Consider the following 20,104-nt stretch of genomic DNA (forward strand, 5'->3'; position numbering starts at 1 on the left):
ACGGTTTATGTTCCGAAAGAGTGTCTTGTTTTCCGCAATTAGCGTTATTTTATTTTCGCAATAAACCTTGAAATTCGGCTGGAGATACACCTACGATCTTTTTAAATTGCTTGCTAAAATATTTTACGTCGTTAAAACCAGACTGCTCGGCTACCTCATATACCTTGAGCGATGATCCTTGCAGCAGCTCCTTCGCTTTCTTTACGCGCAAGGCGATCAGGTGGTCGATGAAGTTCTCTCCTGTCACACGTTTAAACATTTCGCTGAAATAATTCCTGCTTACATTTACCGCATCAGCCACTTCCTGCAGGGAGATCGATTCCCTATAATGGCTCTTGATATAGTCAGCGGCCTCCATTACGATCCTTTGGTGCAATGTTTTATCCGGCCGTGGAGAGTCTTCACCGCCTACGATTGTTTGGTAGACATCTTTTACATGTTGAATGACCTCAGTGACATAACACAGCCTGCCGAGCTCCCGGATTTTCCGGATGATGGAAGAATCTGCGTCTTTGAATATGGCAAACAGGCTAAGCAATTCCTCTGCCTCCTGCAGCACTTCCTCTTTCGATCGATATTGCGGTAACCAATGCTTCATGATTTCATTTATTATTTGTTCTGATCTGGAATGAAAGCCCATCGTTAACGACTCTTTGAGATCGTGTAAGACTGCCGCAAAAGGATAGGGCGATGCCGAAATGGAATCCGTTTGCTCCTCAGCAGCAATCAAGCGACACGGTCCGAGGAAGAAACCGACCGCGAGCATTTTTTTCGCCTCCATGGAGGCATTCTGAAGTTCAAGATAATTCTCATAAACGACGCTGAGTCCTATGGATACTTGCAGTAGGTGCGACTCGGTATGCTGCGAAAACTGCTCGATAAGCTCATAAAAAGTGGCATGCAGGTTTGGGTGTACAGGAAGAGCAGCCAAAAGCAAGTCCGGACGAAGCATGACCGACACATAGGAACCAAATGCTTGATAAAGTACCTGTTTGAGCGATTCTCCCAGCTCCGTTAGGAGATCATTCCTTTCAGCATCCGTTTTGCCAAATACGTTGATCCCCAATGCGGCAATACGGTAGCTTTCTTCCGGGCATTCTGTCTTTATTCGTTCGATAGCAGCCAGGTCACCGCATAGCGCCTTGCAGAATGTCTTCTCCAGCATTTTCAGCTTATTAGCGAGCTGTTGGTCTTCAAACTGCTGAACGATTTGTCTGTTCTCGCTTTCTTCCTGAAGCTTTTTCTTCATTTGATTCAGAACCGTTATGAGTGAATCCGAATTAAGTGTCGGCTTCAAGATGTAATCGCTGGCCCCTAACCGGATTCCTTCCCGTACATATTCGAAATCATTATGGCAGCTGAGCAGCAACACCTTGACCCAAGGACATAATTCTTTAGTCTTGCGCGTGAGCTCGAGTCCATCCATCACAGGCATAGCAATATCGGTGATCAATATATCAATCTCTTGATTCTGAATCCATTTCATTGCGTTTTGCCCGTTTGACGCTTCACCAACCAATGTAAATCCGTGTCTCTCCCAATCAAAAGTGGTACGAAGCCCGATTCGCGCTATCTTCTCGTCATCAACCAATAGCACTCTGTACATAGGTTTCCTCCTTTGAAATAGCAATCGTAATAAGCACCTGGGTCCCTTCGTTTTTGATGCTTGAGATGCTGAGGCCGTATGTACTTCCGTAATATAACTGAATGGTCTGATGAACATGATTCAGCCCGATATTGGTCATCCCTTTATTGCTGCGCTCTTTTTCGTTCATCTGCAGTTGATGAAGCCTTCCCTCATCTATTCCGATACCGTCGTCGGTTATTTTGACCACAATATTTTGTCCGTTTTGTTCGACTTCAATATCAATCGATCCATCTGCATCCTTTGGAGCGATCCCATGGAAAATGGCGTTCTCGACAATGGGCTGAAGCAGCATTCGGGGAATTTGTATTTTTTTGAGCTCCTCCCGGCAATGGATATTTAAACTGATTTTGTTATCATAGCGGTATTCCTGAATGATCATATATTTCTGGAGCAGTTCAAGCTCCTCCCCGAGCGGAATGAAAACGCCATTCCGTTCAAGACTGCCTTCCAATATTTGAACCAGCGTAGTGACGGCGTTATCTACATCATTGGTCCGGTTCAATTTAGCCATCCACCTAATCGAGTTCAGCGTATTATAAAGAAAGTGAGGGTTAATCTGATAGCGGAGCGCTCGTACCTCCGCCTTTTTTTTCTCCGATTCCTCCTTGGCGATTCGGGCGATTAACAGATCGATCTGTTTGATCATTTTATTAAAGCTGCGGCCCAGCTGCCCAATCTCGTTCCGGCCGACGCTCTTGCTCCGGACGCTTAGGTCGCCGTTCTCGCCTTTACGCATCAATCGGCTCAGATTAACTAACGGATTACCGATTTTACGGGTAACGAAATACCCCATGCCTATTGCAGAAAGGATGCAGCAAAGTGCAATCCACATCGTGAATTTCCGGATACTGGCTGAATCCGCTGTCAGTTCCTCGAGAGGTACAACCCCAACCACATCCCAGCCGTTATACAGGCGTTCAGGAATCACCAGCGTGCTTTTGTTGTCTTTGTTATATTCCGTTGCTTGTGAAGGAAGGATGAGCTTGGACTCTTTCCCATACTGCTTGGAATCCGGATGATAGAAATAACGGTTCTTGTCATTGGTGACGTAGATGTAACCCGTATCCCCAAATTGAACGCGGTCAAGCTCATCGATCAGAACCTCGCCCATAATCTCAAAGAACATCACGCCGATGATGTCGCCGGTTTCCCAGCTTCGTATAGCGCGGCCAAGGCCGAATACAGGAAACCCCATTTCCGTTTTCTTTAAATAAGAGTTTTGAGAGAGTCCGAACCAAACGCTATTACCGTTTGCTTCCAATATCGCTTTATACCAGTCGGAATCCCATTGATCCAGAGACACCAAGGAGTCCGAGCTTAATACCGAATTGTTGCGGTTCACATCGAATATATAGATATCGAGGATTTCTGACGAATTGATCATGATGGATGTTAGAATGTCTTGTCCATCTTGAATCTTGAGCGTGGTTTCATACAACTTCTCTTTCGATTGTTCCTTCAAAATATTGTGGATAACCTTACTGTTTAACAACATCATGGACGAATCATCAAGCTTTTTGAAATAAAGGTTCAGCTTATCACTCACCTGTGTAATAGTAAGCGAGGCTACCTTACTGACTTGTTCCTCTACGATAGAGGACGATTTATGATAAGACAAAAAACCCATGACCAGAACGGGAAGCGTCATGCCAATAAAGCAGAACCAAAAGAGTTGGGCTACAATGGAATGAAAATGACGGAAGCGCATGGTCGTTCCTCCTTTATATTCAATATTAGTTTGTTGAACCTCTATATTACTCAAACTATAACAGCGCTTACAATAGTTCATATTAAAAAAATAGATTATCTTCTACTCTTTCTCTTTATTTTAAAAAGGTGCATTTTGCAATAATCAAAGCCCTCGAACTATAAGGTTTTCTGAGCATAATAAAGAGACTTCACCCTGACTTGGAGAAGTTTTCAAGTAATTGACAGAACTCATAATTGAAAAAATAATTCCCAAAAAGCATCTGAAAACCAACCTCACATTAAAGCTTCGACGAATAAATTACCGGTGAATCGGTATTTTCAACCGTAGGCTTGCTTCACTTCCGTCAGAATTGGCAAGATCAACTAAAATGCCCTTTATTATGGAAAATTTCTCTGTTTAACTTAAACACATTTCCAATTTGTATAAGCAAAAAGAGGAGCTGCCGAAGATGCTCCTCCACTATCGAACCCATTAGCTTAATAAAATGAGCATGCCACTGTAGTGCCTGCTCCTACATGTGTGTTTTTCAACTATCGTTAACCGATAATTGAATAGAAACGGGGGTTGAGGCTAAATATCATACGAAATCTGACCCCAACCATACCTAGTAGATAATGTAACTGTTGCGCTTTCAGAGTCGTTTCAGAGTGTAAACTCCACAACTACGTCATGTCCTTAAGACGCTGGAAAGCTGAGGGCGGCGACTCCTCTTCGAGGCGCTGACGGATCAGGACGGCACACTCTTCGGAACTTAGCACCGAGGTGTCAACCTCCAGATCATAGATACCAGGCATATGGACAGCCTGCTGCCACAATCTCACCGGCTTTGGCACAGATCCGTCCTCTTCGTAGCAGGAATTCCAGGTAGCGATCCGCCGCTGCATAACAACCTCTAATGGGCATCGCACACCCACAAACAAAACCGGCAGTCCACTCAGAGTCCGGGCACAGCTGGGAAGAATCCCCCGCGGGATCGAATAAGCATCGTGGTGACCGACATCAACTACAACATTCAGCCCCAAGCGGCTGTGCGCAGCAATAGACTCATACATGGCTTGATAAAGGGTCACAATAAGTGGCTCAAGGTCGGGGCGTTCCCCACCTGGCCGAAGCCCAATCCCTGGCCGGTAGCGTTCAGGGGTCATCTGCATGAACCGGTCGACTCCCATGTTCATCCACACACCCTCGAACGTATTCTGAATCACAGTGGCAATACTGGACTTCCCTGACCGCGGAGTCCCGTTTAAAATAATAATCTGTCCGGGCTCATCTACCTGCAACATTTGCTTCCCCCTTGATTGAAATGAATAAAAGTTCCTGCTCTCAACCTGATGACACTGGAAATTCGGACCCTCTTGGAGGCGCTGGCGGATCAGGGCGGCACACTCTTCAGAACTGAGTACCGAGGTGTCAACCTCCAGGTCATAGTTACCATGCATATGGACAGCCTGCTGCCATAATCTCACTGGCTTTGGCACTGAGCCGTCCTCTTCGTAACCGGAATTCCAGGTAGCGATCCGCCGCTGCATGACAACCTCTAATGGACATCGTACACCCACAAACAAAACAGGCAATCCACTCAGGATCCGGGCACAGCTCGGAAGAATCCCCCGCGGAATCGAATAAGCATCATGGTGCCAGACATCCACCACGACATTAAGTCCCAGACGGCTGTGTGCAGCAATGGCTTCATACATGGCTTGATACAGGATCACAATGAGAGGCTCAAGTTCAGGGCTTTCCCCACCTGGCCGAAGCGAGATCCCAGGCTGGTAGTGTTCGGGGGTCATTTTCTTGAACTGACTGCCCCCAACGTTCATCCATACACCCTCAAACATATTCTGGATCGCGGTGGCAATGCTTGACTTCCCAGCCCGCGGATTGCCGTTCAAAATGACTATTTGTCCGAGTTTATCTTCTTGTGACATGCGTTTCCCTCCCTACAATGATTTCATTCATACTGTGAATGTTTACTACATCTTTGGAAGTTACAATAGAGATTGTAGCAACTATTCGGCTAATGGAATAGTCTGTAATTTTAATATAATAAGGCGTAAAATTGAATGAGAACATAATCTTATCTTGTTGTGCTATTCTGCCCGTTCATATTATGGTTCAACTAGATATATCCTTATGCCGCAGTCATTGTCAGATAGGTCACTTAATAAGCAAAAAAAACCACCCCGAAGGGTGGTCCGTACTCATGATGAGCACAATCGGATTTGGATAGGAGTGGAGATTCCTGTCCTGAACCTGTAGCTTTTTTAAGTGTTACACATATTCATGTCTTTCAACTTCAATAACCGATTAATGAAGGATCTATTCGACACTAGGTTACCCTCCAAAAAAAAAACGAAACCTGTAAAGGCGATGATGTCAACCAAGGTTTGTTGGTCGCAACTTAGCCCCTTTGCCTTTACGTCAAGCACCTCTGATTTTTGTTGAAGCAATTCGTATAGTGTGAACAGCAGTACCAGCTCCACTATGATTAATCCTTACCGTGCCTGGTGCCAACCGATCGGCATACATCGGCTTTCAAATCCGATATTTCTTCATATTAGAACGCTGCTCATTAGCGCAGTGAGGCTGCCGTTACATGCCTGCAGCCTCGTCTTGGTTATTGTTAAGCTAAAGTACACGTTAGTTTAATACCATGTTATTGCATAATATTTTATTTTAATCCATTTTGTTAACTGCTGTTCACTTACAGTGACACTCTACGCCGTCGGACATTATCGGTTAAAGGTCTTCCGGCTTTATAAATTTCACCTCTGGATACATGTCGTTCGGGCCCTGAATCAGATTTCCACCTGCTCCTTTCAATTGCTTATTAAAGAAATCGAGTACATATTGATTTACGATGCTTGATCCTCTTTTACCATTTATATCTCCTGTTATTCCAGTCAGTTTAATCAACTCAGAATAGAATTGAAGGTCCGTGAAATTGAAGTGTTGGGTACCTTCTACATAAATCGCACTTCCCCCCTGATTGATAACATTTTTAATAATGTGCAGCTCATCTGAAAGTTGTTTATTTATTTCGTTATCCGAACTTTTATCATTTTTAAAATCTACTAACCAGTCTTTAAAACTTCCCGATCTAATGAACATAAAAGGCTTGTTTATAACATCTCTATTTTCCACTTCAAATAGTGACCCGTCCATATTAATCCCGGCCTTGATTCTATGATCTAAATAAGTTGTATTAAACGCCGTTGCTCCCCCAAAAGAATGCCCCATCACGCCTAAGTTATTTAAATCTATTTTCCCTTTAAATTGACTTTCGATTGCACCTGAATTTAGCTTTTCAATTTGGTTGATTACAAACTCTACATCTTGTGTCCATATATTTCCAATTCTTCTGCGTTCATCTACTGTTGTCATCTTTGTTTTATAGTCCGTTACACGGCCATCCGGAAAAATGGTAGCAAAGGTGCTGTATGTATGATCGATTGTGACCACGATAAACCCATGACTGGCCAGATTCTCGGCCTGTGATGCATGTAGAACTCTACTGGTTCCCATTCCGTGAGATAGCAGTACCAAGGGATAAGGACTTGTAGAAGGTAATATTTCTACATTATCATAAGAGTTGGTTTTACTATACTTCCAGTAATCGAACACAAAATCGGGAAGGTTTAAAGAATTAGAGTATGTCTGAATGTACTTTTTGAACATTTCTTTATCTTTTGGAAAAAGAGCTTCACTCTTGTTGTTATTGCTCTTTTCAGAAGGATACCAAACTTGAACCATTAGTTCCCTCTTATCGTTTTGATCTTCAGTTAAGACTTCATCTCTGTTCTGATCCGTAAAATGAAAAGTTTGAGTACCCACTTTCTCTGGACCATTAGGCTTTGGCAAATGAAAGACAGGCAAGTATACAGACAAGCTGGTAGATACAACAAGTAGAATGACGACTAGGGAAAATAAACTATATTTCAACGGCTTCCCTATTTTTAGATTCACCATCTTTTTTGATTGCCTGAGTAAAACGATGAGTATGAAAAGAGCCGTCATAATATATACTAAAAGCAACTGCCATCTGTATCCCTCAACAAACAATTGAACTACAAATATAACGCCACTTCCTATACACAAAACCAATCCTGTTTTCTTTGCACTTCTTTTAATAAACAATAGATCTACGAGTAAAGCGAAACAGGATAGAACTAAAAGTATCTCAAATAATCTCATTTGAATTCCTCTCTTTCATCACGAACTTTTACAGGTTATTTACTTCGCTTCATTCATGAATGCGCTCAGCTATTTCTTTAAATTTGGTATGGTGTAAATAATGTGATCCATCCATTGTTATTACTTTTCCATGCACCGAGTCTTTGATCTGTCATTCGTGCAAAGGTATCCATCCTTTACACCTTCATTATTCGCTTGAATCACGAGAAGAAGTGGAAGATCTTTAGGGAAGGTTAAACCTTGAGCCCCTTTAAAATTGGAAAAAAAGATGGTCCATCTCATTCAACATCGTGGAACGATTTGAGTTTTTATTCGACAGCATTTTCATCTACTCTACAGTGTCTCATCAAATGCGAATCCAGCTTAAGGCTCACCACCAAATTTGATCGCCAATCTTTGTAGACCTGATTTTTTGAGAAATGTAAACGTCTTTAATGGGAATTTAACAACCATACCCAGTTGTGTTGAAACACTGCTATCGATTCCGAAAAATACAGTCAACTCGTATGGATATTTATTCACATAATCAATGCCATAAAAAAAATACCTAGAAACAGAACAACGGCGATTACGATTGCTCCTAGTATTTTAAGTATAATGTTTCGTACTTTCTTGGCCCTCGATCCATTCTACGTTTTCTTTTCCTTTGGTTGTGTCACTCTCATCTCTCCCTGTCTTGAACTGTTTGTTGGATTTTCTTCTTTGATGCTAATGAAATCTTAACCAATGAATATGTATTCCCCATGACGTCAATATGAACTGAATATGAACAAGCAAATAAATTAATAATTACTGTGACGTCATTGGCGGATAAATTTGCGCGAACAATTTATAAAATTTCCTTCATAAAACCCCTGAATCTTTCAGCAATGTATTTGGAATGGGAACGATAAAAATAATGATGATTTACTTCCAGCAGCACCACTGCACCATGTACAGAATCCTGTATTAGCTTCTCGTGCTCGGGAATCCATCTGTCCGTTGCCAGGCAATTCGATTGGATAAAGAAAATAACAGGAAGATTTGGAGGGGAAGTTAATTGTTCAGCTGCTTTAAAAGTTGAGGCTTGAAACGTGGGACACAGTCAATCTGGGCAAATGCACCGATTGTGTATCTCATGGAAACTTCCCCAAGCGGGTTTAATCTCTGCAATAAATCAACTTGAACTGGGAGTTCATTACTTGATACCGATTGTACTAATCGGACTCCCTTTTATGTTGTGGACGATTGGCATCATGCGTAAACGGTATTCCATTCGATGATTACCTTATGGAAAGTAAACTTGAGGAGCTTAGCATAGATTTAGCATTGCAAGATATGTGCCTGGCATGCGAAAGCCAGCCGCCCTCCATTCTCACCTTTGATAAACCTCATAGCAGATAACTCCGGAATCCCCTGTTGTACTTTATTTGCCCAAACACACTTTCCGATTCAATCATTCTTCGAACCGACAACGCGTATCCATCCTCGTTCCTAAGTTTCTCACGGACTTGCTGCTTGTCACATAATTGAATGACTTTTTCTCAGGTAGCTTAATAATGTTGTTTCTTTATTAGAAACTTTCAAACATTTTTTGAAAAACCCCTAAGATTTACCTATGATTGGCCATGCTGCATATGTTCTTTTGATATTTTAGCAACTGAACATTATCTCTTTAGGAGTGATGCATTATGGACTATTGAACATTTGGTAAGAGAACTATGTCATTCCGGAATACAGAAATGAAGACGCATCAAAGTAGGACTGACTATGAAGTACCATGCTAAAAGACGGATAGCCCCTGTTAATGTTCATATTGAAAAGAAACCAACTCCCCCTTTTCACTTATCACTTCGCAGGAAGAGTAAAAGAGATGTTCAACTGGCTGTTGATAAAAACGGATAGTTGACCATGGCATCAAAATAGCCCTACCTACGCTCCATGAGTTTTGGGTTTAGTTCATGGTATCAATTGGGCGTAAAGACAAGATAATATCGTTACTAATTATTGGTTTGTTTCTATCAACTAAATTGTTATTAAGAGGTGTACTTTATGACTGTCATTACAATTTGTGCAATTCTAAAAGCAAAACCTGGACAAGAGGAGCAGCTACGCGATGAATTGATCAAACTTATTAAACCGTCACGTGCAGAAAAAGACTGTAAACAATATAAGCTGCATAAATCGCTTGAAGAAAAAGGCACATATGTTTTTTATGAGTCTTGGGCTGACGAAGATGCCATAATCGCACATGTAAATACTGATCATTACCAAACATACCTCAAAAATACGGAAACCATAATTGCTACTATGGAAGTTTATCATTTGGAAAACATTGAATGATAAGATTAAAGCACATCCAAGTACGTTGTTTTCGTTTATGTTAATATCATTCGTTTTCGAATTGGTATTATCATTTATCTACCGAGAAAAAGTTTCTTTTATAGAAACTCTTTCTCTTTATTTGAACTTATTTAAGTTCTCACTTAATATTGGCCTACGTAAAGGAGGTGAAAGTATGAATTCAAAAATCTTAATAGCACTAATGTCACTTGCGTTAAGTGCTTTTGCCATAGGAACGACAGAATTTGTTATTGTCGGTATTCTGCAAGAGGTAGCCACCGATCTTGGCATAACAGTAACCCAAGCTGGGACACTGGTGTCTGGGTATGCAGTTGCCCTTGCTATTGGAACCCCGATCGTCGTAGTTATTACTGGGAAACTGCCTAAAAAAGGATATCTGGTGTTCCTCATGATCGTGTTCACTGCAGGGAATGCTCTGGCAGCAATAGCTTCTACCTATTCCATGTTGCTCTTATCAAGGATAATCACAGCTGTTGCACACGGTGTATTTTTCGCTGTTGCAGCTACAGTGGCCGCAGATATGGTCCCTGCTAACAAAAAAGGCACCGCCATTTCCATCATGTTCACGGGGTTAACCGTTGCTACCATTCTGGGTGTTCCCCTAGGAACATATATCGGACAGGAATTTGGTTGGCGGATGTCATTTGCCGTGGTCGCTGTATTAGGGCTAATCGCTTTGTTGGTCAGTCTTATAGCGGTAGAAAAAGTCCCGCGTTCAAAGCACTCACCGAGCCTTAGAGATATTGGAAGTTTGATTTTCAATCCTCGGATCATCACTGCACTGCTAATGACTGTACTGGGTTTCGGCGGAACCTTCGCCTTATTTACGTATATCTCTCCTATCCTTAAAGAGATTAGCGGATACTCAGCCTCGTCTATTTCATGGCTGCTGTTGGTTTACGGTGTTGCAGTAGCAATTGGGAATATTATCGGGGGGAAATTAGCAAATGGGCATCCTGTCAAGGCGCTTCGATTCGTATTTCTATTTCAAGGCATTGCCCTGCTGCTGCAAATATGGCTACTGCCCAATAAGACGCTCACTATTTTGTCCCTTATATTAATGGGTTTCTTCGCCTTTATGATGTCTCCCGGCGTACAGGCTTACATTCTAATGCTTGCAGAAAAGCTGGTACCTTCTGCTAAGGATGTCGCTTCTGCATTAAACATCTCTGCATTTAATATTGGGATAGCTGCTGGTTCTACTTTGGGTGGGCTAGCTGTAGACCATAAGCATATTATGGATACGGCTTGGATCGGTGCAATTATGGCTGGATTCGCATTTTTACTCGCAGCTATAAACTACAGAATGGATAAGAAACAGAATCTTTTTGTTGAGGAGAGAGGATAAATGAACTTGAAATCATTAGACCTGTTAGAGAAAGAATTGGAATTTACAAGTTTTAGCCATAAAGATGCACTCGCCATTGGCAATCTGATTGTGCAGTATGCCCAAGAAAACAACGTAGCGGTGGCCGTGCATATTGAACGTAACCGAGTTCCTGTGTTTACACATCTAATGGATGGTACTTCGGAAGAAAACTACGTATGGTTATTTCGTAAAAAACGGATCGTCGATCACTATAATCGCAGTTCTGCCTGCATCAACCAGCGCTTTATCCAAAGCGGTGCATCTCATGATGAACACTCTCTGCTATCCAATGCAGAGTATCAAGCAGTTGGCGGTTCTATTCCCATCCGTGTCAGAGGTGTTGGCGTAGTCGGGTCTGTAACGGTCGGAGGATTGACGGGCGATTTAGATCATGCTTACGCAGTTGAGGGCATTCGCCTGTTTTTAAAAGGAGAATAAGTGGTCATGGTTATGGCCATTTTAATGATGAGAGGGTTGGGCGTAAAGCTCTTTCCCTCTCTTTTTCATTCATAATCAGTTCATCAAAAGCTACTTTCTATATTTCACTTCATACATGTTAGTATGGAATGCAATGGTTTTTACTTATATGTAAAATTGTATGTCAATCATTCAATTATAATAAACAATGTCCCGCTTTCAGTAAATCTGAAACTATATTGATAGTCATGAAGACAATATATAAAGATGCTTAGAGGTGAATCAATGGAACAATATGAGGTTGCAACCCTAAAAAAAGGACTACTAATTCTAGACGCATTGCAGCAAGGTGCACCCATGAGACTGACAGAGATTATGCACCGGTTTAACCTTAACAAGTCTACAACTTTTCGTCTGCTATATACGCTGGAAATGACAGGTTTTATTCAAAAAGATGGTTTCACGTACAAAGCTTCTGAATTAAAGGAGCACCATTCATCATCTGCAAACACTCGACTTAATTGGTTAGCTGTTCCATCCTTGCATCAATTAGCGCTGGAACTTGGCGAAACCGCATATATAGGAGTTTTAGATGGGATGAAAGTCATGACAGTACAAGTGGTGGAGGGCAATCATGCCATCCGTAGCCACACACGCGTAGGTGATTCCGCTTATGCCCATCTAAGTGCCTTTGGGAAAGTAATTCTGGCACACCTAAGTGATGAACAACAAAAAAAAATGCTTACACATCTTACCCAGCACAAAGCAACAAAACATACTTTTGACGACAACCATTTATTAAAAGAGCATCTAAATGTAATCCGTCAACAAGGATACGCCATTGATGATGAAGAAACAGAAGTAGGTTTACGCTGCGTAGCTGCACCAATATTTTATAATGGTAAAGTGATCGCAGCATTGGCTATATCCGGCCCTGCCGCACGATTAAGCCGAAAGAGAGACCGTGCGGTAAGTAAAAAATTGAAGGAATGCAGTGCACAGATTTCCGGTCTACTTTGACCCGCTCAACTTCGAACGGCGGATATTTAATGGTACAGAATAACACGGAGAGAATCGACATTCATATTGAAAAATAGTTAGAAATTTTTGTGCTCAATTTCATGAAAGCTTACCTGCATCTCAAGTTCACTTATGTTTTTTCCACTTCCTAATTTTCGCACGAAAGGTTTTGAAAGGGGCTGCCGAATTAATGTGGATCCACCTTGCCATAGGCCAGTTTTCCTTGCCGCCTGTCCATCTGCGGATGCCTTGTGTAAAAAGCTCTTCCTCGGTCAACGTGTTGATCCAGTCAAGCCATTGCTGCTCCGCTCGCCGGAATAAGTCCCGCAGCTCAGGCAAGGAGACTGCGGTATATCTGTCGTAAAAGGACCGATACAGTCCGCCAAGTTGGTTCCATTTATAGTCGGGAGATGGCATGAGAATGGGGCGGCCTTCCTTTTCATCCTTGTCCCAGCCCAACACCAGATCAAGCCAACCAAGCTGGTAAGCGATGATCTCGACGGGTGTTTTATCCACTTCAGGTATCCTAATATCCTTCTCACTATTGTCGATCCCGTCAAACTCAGCGTCCAACAACATATAATGAGAATGGATCGTCTTCATCAAATCCTCTTTGGAAACATAATCATAGCTTGCCACAGCACTCACTCCACTTTTTTTATTCTGGTAATACCATAAAGCTGTACCAACTGTCAGTGTGGTTTCAGCTTGACAAGCTGAAAATCAATTATGAATCCAAACCAATCAATGGAGCTGGATCGTGAGTTCTACGAGTAGAATCTAACACAACGTTTGTATTGAACAAATTCAACAGCCTGTCTCTTTGTGTTTGGATTTTGGATACATCTTTTCGAGTTTATTATTCTCTGATATTTCCTATAACATAACTTTCATGAATTTCTAAAAATTATATAATTAGTAGTACTTATAGATTCGCAAGCGATCTGCTCTATCAGCTATCATATCACACTATGGTTAATTATGGATATTTTCGACAGCTTATCCATATGTGACTTCAACAAATTACGCTTGTCTTCATTTGATGCCACTTGATACATCCTATCTTGATCGTGTGATCCAACGCCGACTCTTCATTCAGATCAAATTTTTTTTATATTAGTACAAGCTGTAAGGATTCCCGGATCTTGCGACTTTCCAAACTGCTAATAAATTTTGCATTATTCAGCAATCCTTTGTTTTTGAATATTTCGAGAGGAAACATAGTAACTGGCGATTTCCAATGCCTATACCAAAATTAATAATTTGTATGGGAATTTTGGTGACCTTCTTAGTGAATTTGCAATCGCAATTGAACTCGATCTAGATTCACGAGATAAACGTATCATGATAGAACGTATGATAGAAAAAATCATTCCAAACAGAACCATACAAATTTACTTTAGATGGGGTGAAAAAAAAGAGATTAACTAGACAAAATCATCTTACAAGAATAATGAGGTTCTATTTTTCTCAAAAAAAAAACCACCCCGAAGGGTGGTCCGTACTCATGATGAGCACTATAGGATTTGGATAGGAGTGGAGAGTCCTGTCCTGAACCTGTAGCTTTTAGAGTAACGTACTTTCATACCGTGCCTGATGCCAACCGTGCCGCTTTCAACAGCATTCAAAACCACTATTTCTACATAATAGGAATGCTGCCCGTTAGCTTAATAAAGAAAAAGAGCAGCTGCCACAACAAAATTCTGTTTGTTCAACTATCGTTTCCGTTAGCGTAACAGCTGTATTAGATCGTACGCTCGTTGTATCTCTCTTTTTATCTTGGAAACTGAATTTTTTTAAAAATCGTATCAATCAACCATAAACCTGTTGCGGCAATAAAAACTGAGTACACAAAAACACTGGCGTACTTAAAAAGAAAAAGGATGCCTTCTGATTCGGTAAGAGAAAACAAATACAAAATAATCACTGCAAATATTAGATGTGAGGCTAACCCCATGAGCATGCTCAGCATTGTTTTTATTACCTTAATTTTTAAGATAATCATGTCTGTAATTAATGAACACGGTACGCCTATTATTAAGCAACCGAGGAATGAGTACATAAAATAGATGAAAAACGGGGCATAACCATGAAACTCCACAAGAATTAACGAAAGAATTAATGTTGTGAATATACTAGAAATTATCTTCCTACCAATATCAATTTTTATTGAAATTTTAGATTCCCCCCTTGTCACTGGATGATTAATAAACAAAACTCACATTATTTCAGCGATGGATTCATGAAGATTTTAAGCATAACTTGCCCGTTATCTGAAAGGCTACCCATGGTGCTGGTAGCCTATTGTCATGGTGCTATCGTTTCCCGTTAGCGTAGCAGTTGTTCTGTGGTATTGAATGAATGAGGTTATTTTGTATCTTTTCCTTGCACTTCGACCACCTTAGTTAATCGACTTAGTTCATCTCTAAGCAATTGAATCTCTACTTCAATTTCTCGAACGAATTTCAAAAACGCATAACCAATAACCAATAACCGTTAACATTAGACCCAAGATAGGAAATGTTATCCTTTTTGCAATTATTGACATAATCACACTATTTGGCGTTTGAGATGAAAATGACTTTGGCATGTATTGCCACAGGCCAAAGATAAACAACAACACTCCGATTACAATTAAGACATACGAAATACGTTTAGTTATGCTGTAAGACAAGTGATACCACATCCATAAAGTCATTTCTAATTCTTGAGGCCACTACGCTTCCAGAAGGTGGAAGTTGCGCTAAACTGCCAGTTAGCGTAATGAAGCAGCCAACCATTGTGGTCGGCTACTTCCGTGTTTTTATTGAACTATCGTTGCCCGTTAGCGTAATGAACCTGCTAATCAATTCATTTTTATAAATTAGAAAGAGCCACCAGCGAAAGCCCTCTTACGTTCTTGCATACTGAAGAGGGCTTTTACAAGGAGTGATGAAGCTTTACCGTTATGCAGATACTAGAGCTTCTGTAGAACATACCATACTGTGTACAATGCAAAAGCAAATATGGAAAAGAATACTGCAAGCAGCGCCCCTCTGACAACCCTCTGCCACCCGATACGGATCAACCCGTAACATCCACCATACACAATCATTCCGGCAGCAGCTCCCTCCAAAAAGACGCTCGGTGCCCGCAGGAGAACAATATAAAACAAAACGCTTATCCCTAACAAAAAGTAATTCATCCACAGAAACGCAATTCTGCCTTGCTTTTGCATCAAGCTTATCCCCTCCATACAGTCTGCCGCGTCATGCGCACAGTCTGTATGTCTTCTAGATACGAGGATTCATTTCCTTCTATTTCCTTTGGTAGCGCAGTGTGTTTCAATCTGAGAAATTTAATCCCAGTCTAGAAAAGAACAAACTCGTCACCGCCTCTAATTGTTCACGTCGGCCCTTTCGTGTATCGAACTCAACCGAAATTGAAGGACCAAATGCACATACTCTACAGACTGTTATTTTTTTAACAACAGCCAGTCGACTGCAATTCTAAGTAAAGTACTAGAGAATACAAAGGGAATAGCAAGGATCTGGAAAGTGAGTTGGAAATAACTTCTTACTTCCTCTAAATTAGTATCATTTTTGAAATCAGGAATCATTTGAGTAAATAAGCTAAAGTCATTAATAAGTTTTCCAGTTACAGCGCTTATTGTTACAATGACCACAAAAATGAATCTGATTATATCCAATGCGATCTTAGAGTGATCAAGGAATTCTTTACGAGAATGCTTCCTGTTAATAAAATACAACATGAAGAAGAATATAATCGTAGTCAAAAAAGTGAAAATTAAAAATAGGGGTATTGAAATACGTAGTTGTAATCCGATTAAGAAGTTTAAACTAAAGGGTACTGTGAAATAAGTGAAAAAAGCCATAAACAAAATTTGATTACTTTTAAGAAGTAATTTTGGCTTCACAATAAGTGTGAAAGGTAAAATTATCAGGTAGAGAAAGAAATACATAGGTTGTTTATCTTTAATAATAGAGTAGGCAAACACTGTTAAAAGAATAAGGTTAAATGAAAGTAATAAGTGTTTGTGAAAGATAAAATACTCGATTTTTGAAGGGAATCGAAGCACCCTTATTAATAGGTCAGACATTAAGTACTCCTTTGAATCATTTAATTCACATCTATTTTGTATCGGCAAAAGTTGTGGTGTATTATATACTTTTTTCAATATTTCCGTTTCTAACTCCTATACTGCCGCTGTTTTATTGAGCTAACGTTACCCGTTAGTTCAATGAACAATTTTCTGACCGATTATAAAAAACTAATTACCTTTCAGATAGAATCTTCTTTATGCTTACCAATTGAACGCAGAGACATAACACTTCAATGGCTGTTTCTAGCTCTTTAACTGATGGAAAAGTAGGGGCTATACGTATATTTCGATTCCTTGGATCTTTTCCATAAGGAAATGTAGCCCCTGCCTTAGTCAATGTGACACCGACTTCTGCCGCCATATTTACTACGTCTTTAGCACAACCGTCTAATGTATTAAGGCTAATGAAATAACCCCCGTTCGGTTTATTCCATGACGCAATATTTTTTCCACTTAACTCTGATTCAAGCTTATTTAATACCATATCAAATTTGGGTTCTATTATAGCAGCGTGCTTTTCCATATGAACTTTTAAATTATCAATATTTTTTAGAAAACGAACATGTCGAAGTTGGTTGATCTTGTCGGGGCCAATTGTCTGGATAGAAATCTGCTTCCGTATAAAATTCAAGTTCTCCTCGCTGGATGCTAACACTGCAATGCCAGAACCAGGAAAAGTAATCTTAGAGGTAGAACTGAACATATAAACACGGTCAGGATTTCCTGCTGCCTTACAGGCTGCAAGTATATTTTTCAACTGATCGGGTTTAGTTAAATGGTGAACAGTATAGGCATCATCCCAAAAAATTCTAAAGTCCCTTGCTTTAGTATTCATGTGAGCAAGTCTATCTACCGTCTCTTCCGAGTATGTGATTCCGTCAGGGTTACTGTATTTAGGAACACACCATATTCCTTTGATAGAATCATCTTCACTGACAAGCTTTTCGATCGTATCCATATCTGGTCCATTCTGCAACATGTCTACTACGATCATCTCTATATTTAAGAGCTCACATATGGCAAAATGCCTGTCATAACCTGGACTGGGGCACAAAAATTTTATTGCTGGAAGCTTCCCCCATTGCGATCCGCTACCGTAAACACCATGAAGCATCGCTCGGGATATAGTATCATACATCATATTAAGGCTTGAATTGCCACCTATAATGATTTCGTTTGTGCTAACCTCAAGAATTTGAGAAAATAATTCTTTTGCTTCAGGAATTCCGTCAATACCTCCGTAATTGCGACAATCCGAACCATCCTTTGCCTTTAAGTGATCATCAAATATCAAGATATCGAGCATTTCAGTGGAAAGATCAAGTTGTTCAGGACATGGTTTGCCTCTAGACATATCCAATATCATGTTCTGACTCTTATACTCATCGTACCTTTCTTTTATGATCAGATAACGTTTGTTCAATTCGTTTACATCTTCACTGATGTAATCAGTATGATTTTCCATTCCCATACTCTCCTGTCAAAGAACTTTTTGAAAAAATTATACCATATCTGTTGAAGATAACTGCCCGTTAAGAAGAGCAGGCCACCGTAGCGCCTGCTCATCATGTGTCTTATTCAACTTTCGTTACCCGTTAGTTCAATGAAGTCTTCAAAACGAGCTATTCCCACATACCAGTGAGTTCCATGCCGCTATCTGGGAAATGGAACCACCTTGCATCCCTGAGGGTGTTATTGCGCATATTTGTTTCGGCCTTGCACCTACTCCATATGTAATCACAGCTCTAACCTGCATAGGGCTTTTGTTCACCTCGAACACAAGATCCGCATGGCCTGTGCAATAGTAACCATCGTCATATTCAGCACGAACGTTACTGAAGGATTGTAGTCGAACCCCTTCCTCTTCAGCCAACTGCTTCCAAGCACTTTCCTTGCTGCCCGCGGTCTTCTGCCCTTCCCAGCCAAACAGATCCGCAGCTCTGCCGTAGTTTTGCTCCTGGACTGCTTTCAGGAATGAAACGGTTTGCTTTTGTATGCCTATTGGGTTCCAATACAAGGTTACTTTGTACAGCAAAAAAATCATGCACAACAACAACCCCAAATAAACTACCGATTTCACAAGTAGTTTCTTCATCTCTGTCCTCCCTCCAATCTATTCAGTAGACGAAACGGATAGGGAAAATGTTACGTTAATCTGCCAGTTCGTATTATGGTTCAACTAGATTGATCCTTATACCGTAACCTTTAGGAGATAGTTCACTTAATGAGCAATAAAAAATAGCCACCTGGAAGGGTGGCTCGCACTCAAAAAGAGTGCAAAAGTATAGATAGGAGTGGAGCGTCCTGTCCTGAACCTGTAGCATTTAGAGTAACGTACTTTCATACCGTGCCTGATGCCAACCGTGCCGCTTTCAACAGTATTCAAAACCACTATTTCTTCATAATAGGAATGCTGCCCGTTAGCGTAACGAAGAGGTATCACGCGGCGCCCTTCTGGTGTTCAACTATCGTTTTCCGTTAGTTCAACCCCGAATTATTCTTCCTTCCTGAAGTACTCCATCCCTAACACAATCAATCCTAGAATAAACAAAACAATACCCATAATAAAAGGAAAGCCAAGAAATAAACTATCTACTACTACTTCTTCGCCAAAATCATTTGTTCCGAAAATGGCAAACCACAACTTTGAACCTTGCCAAGTAGTGATACTTGGTGCATAAGAAGCAGCTGCAATTAAAATCGCTAATGAAATCATGGTGCCAGTTAACAAGAGTACCCCACCAATTATTGTCCTTTTCATAAAATGGTCGCCACCTCCATCCGATCAGATCCTGAAGTAATTCAGTCCATTATCTTACAAATAGATATTACCACATATTGTAACTATTCTGCGCCTTAGCGTAATGAAGCTGTCGATTATGCCAGCAGCTTCATCATAACTGTTTAATTGAGCTATCGTGTCCCGATAGCTTAAACCTCGGACCTATCAAATAAATATTTTAGAATCGAATCTGCAAATTCTTCTGAAGAATTTGTGTGTGTATTGACAGTACAGTTGTATTGTATATCTTTGGCCATAATATTATTTTGCCACTCAGATTGATCTTCGGTTCTATCTCCACGTTCAATATTTCTTTGGCGACAAATGTCTAAAGGACAAAAAACTTCGACAATATAGAAAGGATACCCGGCAAATATATCCTTAACTTTTTCATAATGCGGTTTTAATTCGGGTCTTTCAACCAAAATTCCGTCTATTAGTACATTCTTACCATGGTCAGAAAATAGTTTAGCAGTATGATACATCATAATAATTGCATCACTTAAATATTTCCAATA

Annotated in this window: 14 protein-coding genes and 1 pseudogene; 4 read left to right on the top strand and 11 right to left on the bottom strand. The window is 40.6% G+C overall.

Features of this window, described 5'->3' with window-relative positions; genetic code table 11:
- Positions 1 to 49: 49 nt before the first annotated feature.
- The 5 genes and pseudogenes from AC1DOV_RS07320 to AC1DOV_RS07340 form a co-directional block, all read right to left on the bottom strand.
- Positions 50 to 1,606: a response regulator transcription factor gene (locus AC1DOV_RS07320; protein ID WP_477549579.1), complete on the bottom strand. Its 1,557-nt coding sequence runs from the start codon at positions 1,604 to 1,606 to the stop codon at positions 50 to 52.
- Positions 1,584 to 3,356 carry a cache domain-containing sensor histidine kinase gene (locus AC1DOV_RS07325; protein WP_477549580.1) on the bottom strand — a complete coding sequence of 591 codons (1,773 nt, stop codon included), beginning with the start codon at positions 3,354 to 3,356 and terminating at the stop codon, positions 1,584 to 1,586. Before AC1DOV_RS07325 ends, AC1DOV_RS07320 begins: the two co-directional genes overlap by 23 nt.
- 665 nt (positions 3,357 to 4,021) lie before the next feature.
- Positions 4,022 to 5,287: a chloramphenicol phosphotransferase CPT family protein gene (locus AC1DOV_RS07330; protein ID WP_477549581.1), complete on the bottom strand. Its 1,266-nt coding sequence runs from the start codon at positions 5,285 to 5,287 to the stop codon at positions 4,022 to 4,024.
- An 811-nt stretch (positions 5,288 to 6,098) separates the two neighbouring features.
- Positions 6,099 to 7,553 carry an alpha/beta hydrolase family protein gene (locus AC1DOV_RS07335; protein ID WP_477549582.1) on the bottom strand — a complete coding sequence of 485 codons (1,455 nt, stop codon included), beginning with the start codon at positions 7,551 to 7,553 and terminating at the stop codon, positions 6,099 to 6,101.
- 49 nt (positions 7,554 to 7,602) lie between these two features.
- Positions 7,603 to 8,090 (bottom strand): annotated as a pseudogene (locus AC1DOV_RS07340) (alpha/beta hydrolase); the annotation flags it as partial.
- A 1,494-nt stretch (positions 8,091 to 9,584) separates the two neighbouring features.
- Here AC1DOV_RS07340 and AC1DOV_RS07345 point away from each other — a divergent pair.
- The 4 genes from AC1DOV_RS07345 to AC1DOV_RS07360 all read left to right on the top strand — a co-directional run bounded on the left by AC1DOV_RS07345 (position 9,585) and on the right by AC1DOV_RS07360 (position 12,702).
- Positions 9,585 to 9,875, top strand: coding sequence for a putative quinol monooxygenase (locus AC1DOV_RS07345; protein WP_477549583.1), 291 nt, complete (start codon positions 9,585 to 9,587; stop codon positions 9,873 to 9,875).
- Between the two features lie 175 nt (positions 9,876 to 10,050).
- Positions 10,051 to 11,244, top strand: a complete 1,194-nt coding sequence (locus AC1DOV_RS07350; RefSeq protein ID WP_477549584.1) for an MFS transporter — start codon at positions 10,051 to 10,053, stop codon at positions 11,242 to 11,244.
- Positions 11,245 to 11,703: a heme-binding protein gene (locus tag AC1DOV_RS07355; RefSeq protein WP_477549585.1), complete on the top strand. Its 459-nt coding sequence runs from the start codon at positions 11,245 to 11,247 to the stop codon at positions 11,701 to 11,703.
- Positions 11,704 to 11,967: 264 nt separating this feature from the next.
- The gene (locus AC1DOV_RS07360; protein WP_477549586.1) at positions 11,968 to 12,702 is read left to right on the top strand and encodes an IclR family transcriptional regulator; all 735 of its coding nucleotides are present in this window, start codon (positions 11,968 to 11,970) and stop codon (positions 12,700 to 12,702) included.
- A 126-nt stretch (positions 12,703 to 12,828) separates the two neighbouring features.
- On the opposite strand, the gene AC1DOV_RS07365 is transcribed toward AC1DOV_RS07360, so the two are convergent.
- The 6 genes from AC1DOV_RS07365 to AC1DOV_RS07390 all read right to left on the bottom strand — a co-directional run.
- Entirely contained in the window at positions 12,829 to 13,341 is a 513-nt protein-coding gene (locus AC1DOV_RS07365) for a ClbS/DfsB family four-helix bundle protein (protein WP_477549587.1), read from the bottom strand.
- 2,317 nt (positions 13,342 to 15,658) lie between these two features.
- Entirely contained in the window at positions 15,659 to 15,922 is a 264-nt protein-coding gene (locus AC1DOV_RS07370) for a hypothetical protein (protein WP_144376872.1), read from the bottom strand.
- 1,054 nt (positions 15,923 to 16,976) lie between these two features.
- Positions 16,977 to 18,269, bottom strand: coding sequence for an aspartate aminotransferase type Ic (locus AC1DOV_RS07375; RefSeq protein WP_477549588.1), 1,293 nt, complete (start codon positions 18,267 to 18,269; stop codon positions 16,977 to 16,979).
- Positions 18,270 to 18,416: 147 nt separating this feature from the next.
- Positions 18,417 to 18,899 carry a hypothetical protein gene (locus tag AC1DOV_RS07380; protein ID WP_477549589.1) on the bottom strand — a complete coding sequence of 161 codons (483 nt, stop codon included), beginning with the start codon at positions 18,897 to 18,899 and terminating at the stop codon, positions 18,417 to 18,419.
- 399 nt (positions 18,900 to 19,298) lie between these two features.
- Complete coding sequence (locus AC1DOV_RS07385) at positions 19,299 to 19,565, bottom strand: hypothetical protein (RefSeq protein WP_477509129.1); 267 nt, start codon at positions 19,563 to 19,565, stop codon at positions 19,299 to 19,301.
- Between the two features lie 170 nt (positions 19,566 to 19,735).
- The coding region (locus tag AC1DOV_RS07390) for a phosphotransferase-like protein (protein ID WP_477549590.1) at positions 19,736 to 20,104 on the bottom strand (369 nt) is incomplete at its 5' end.

This window comes from Paenibacillus sp. 01T47, from assembly GCF_056398245.1.

What these genes read in the sequence shown, in the direction of transcription:
- AC1DOV_RS07320 (WP_477549579.1), bottom strand. Translation starts at nt 1,606, where the DNA reads ATGTACAGAGTGCTATTGGTTGATGACGAGAAGATAGCGCGAATCGGG.
- AC1DOV_RS07325 (WP_477549580.1), bottom strand. Translation starts at nt 3,356, where the DNA reads ATGCGCTTCCGTCATTTTCATTCCATTGTAGCCCAACTCTTTTGGTTC.
- AC1DOV_RS07330 (WP_477549581.1), bottom strand. Translation starts at nt 5,287, where the DNA reads ATGTCACAAGAAGATAAACTCGGACAAATAGTCATTTTGAACGGCAAT.
- AC1DOV_RS07335 (WP_477549582.1), bottom strand. Translation starts at nt 7,553, where the DNA reads ATGAGATTATTTGAGATACTTTTAGTTCTATCCTGTTTCGCTTTACTC.
- AC1DOV_RS07345 (WP_477549583.1), top strand. Translation starts at nt 9,585, where the DNA reads ATGACTGTCATTACAATTTGTGCAATTCTAAAAGCAAAACCTGGACAA.
- AC1DOV_RS07350 (WP_477549584.1), top strand. Translation starts at nt 10,051, where the DNA reads ATGAATTCAAAAATCTTAATAGCACTAATGTCACTTGCGTTAAGTGCT.
- AC1DOV_RS07355 (WP_477549585.1), top strand. Translation starts at nt 11,245, where the DNA reads ATGAACTTGAAATCATTAGACCTGTTAGAGAAAGAATTGGAATTTACA.
- AC1DOV_RS07360 (WP_477549586.1), top strand. Translation starts at nt 11,968, where the DNA reads ATGGAACAATATGAGGTTGCAACCCTAAAAAAAGGACTACTAATTCTA.
- AC1DOV_RS07375 (WP_477549588.1), bottom strand. Translation starts at nt 18,269, where the DNA reads ATGGAAAATCATACTGATTACATCAGTGAAGATGTAAACGAATTGAAC.
- AC1DOV_RS07380 (WP_477549589.1), bottom strand. Translation starts at nt 18,899, where the DNA reads ATGAAGAAACTACTTGTGAAATCGGTAGTTTATTTGGGGTTGTTGTTG.
- AC1DOV_RS07385 (WP_477509129.1), bottom strand. Translation starts at nt 19,565, where the DNA reads ATGAAAAGGACAATAATTGGTGGGGTACTCTTGTTAACTGGCACCATG.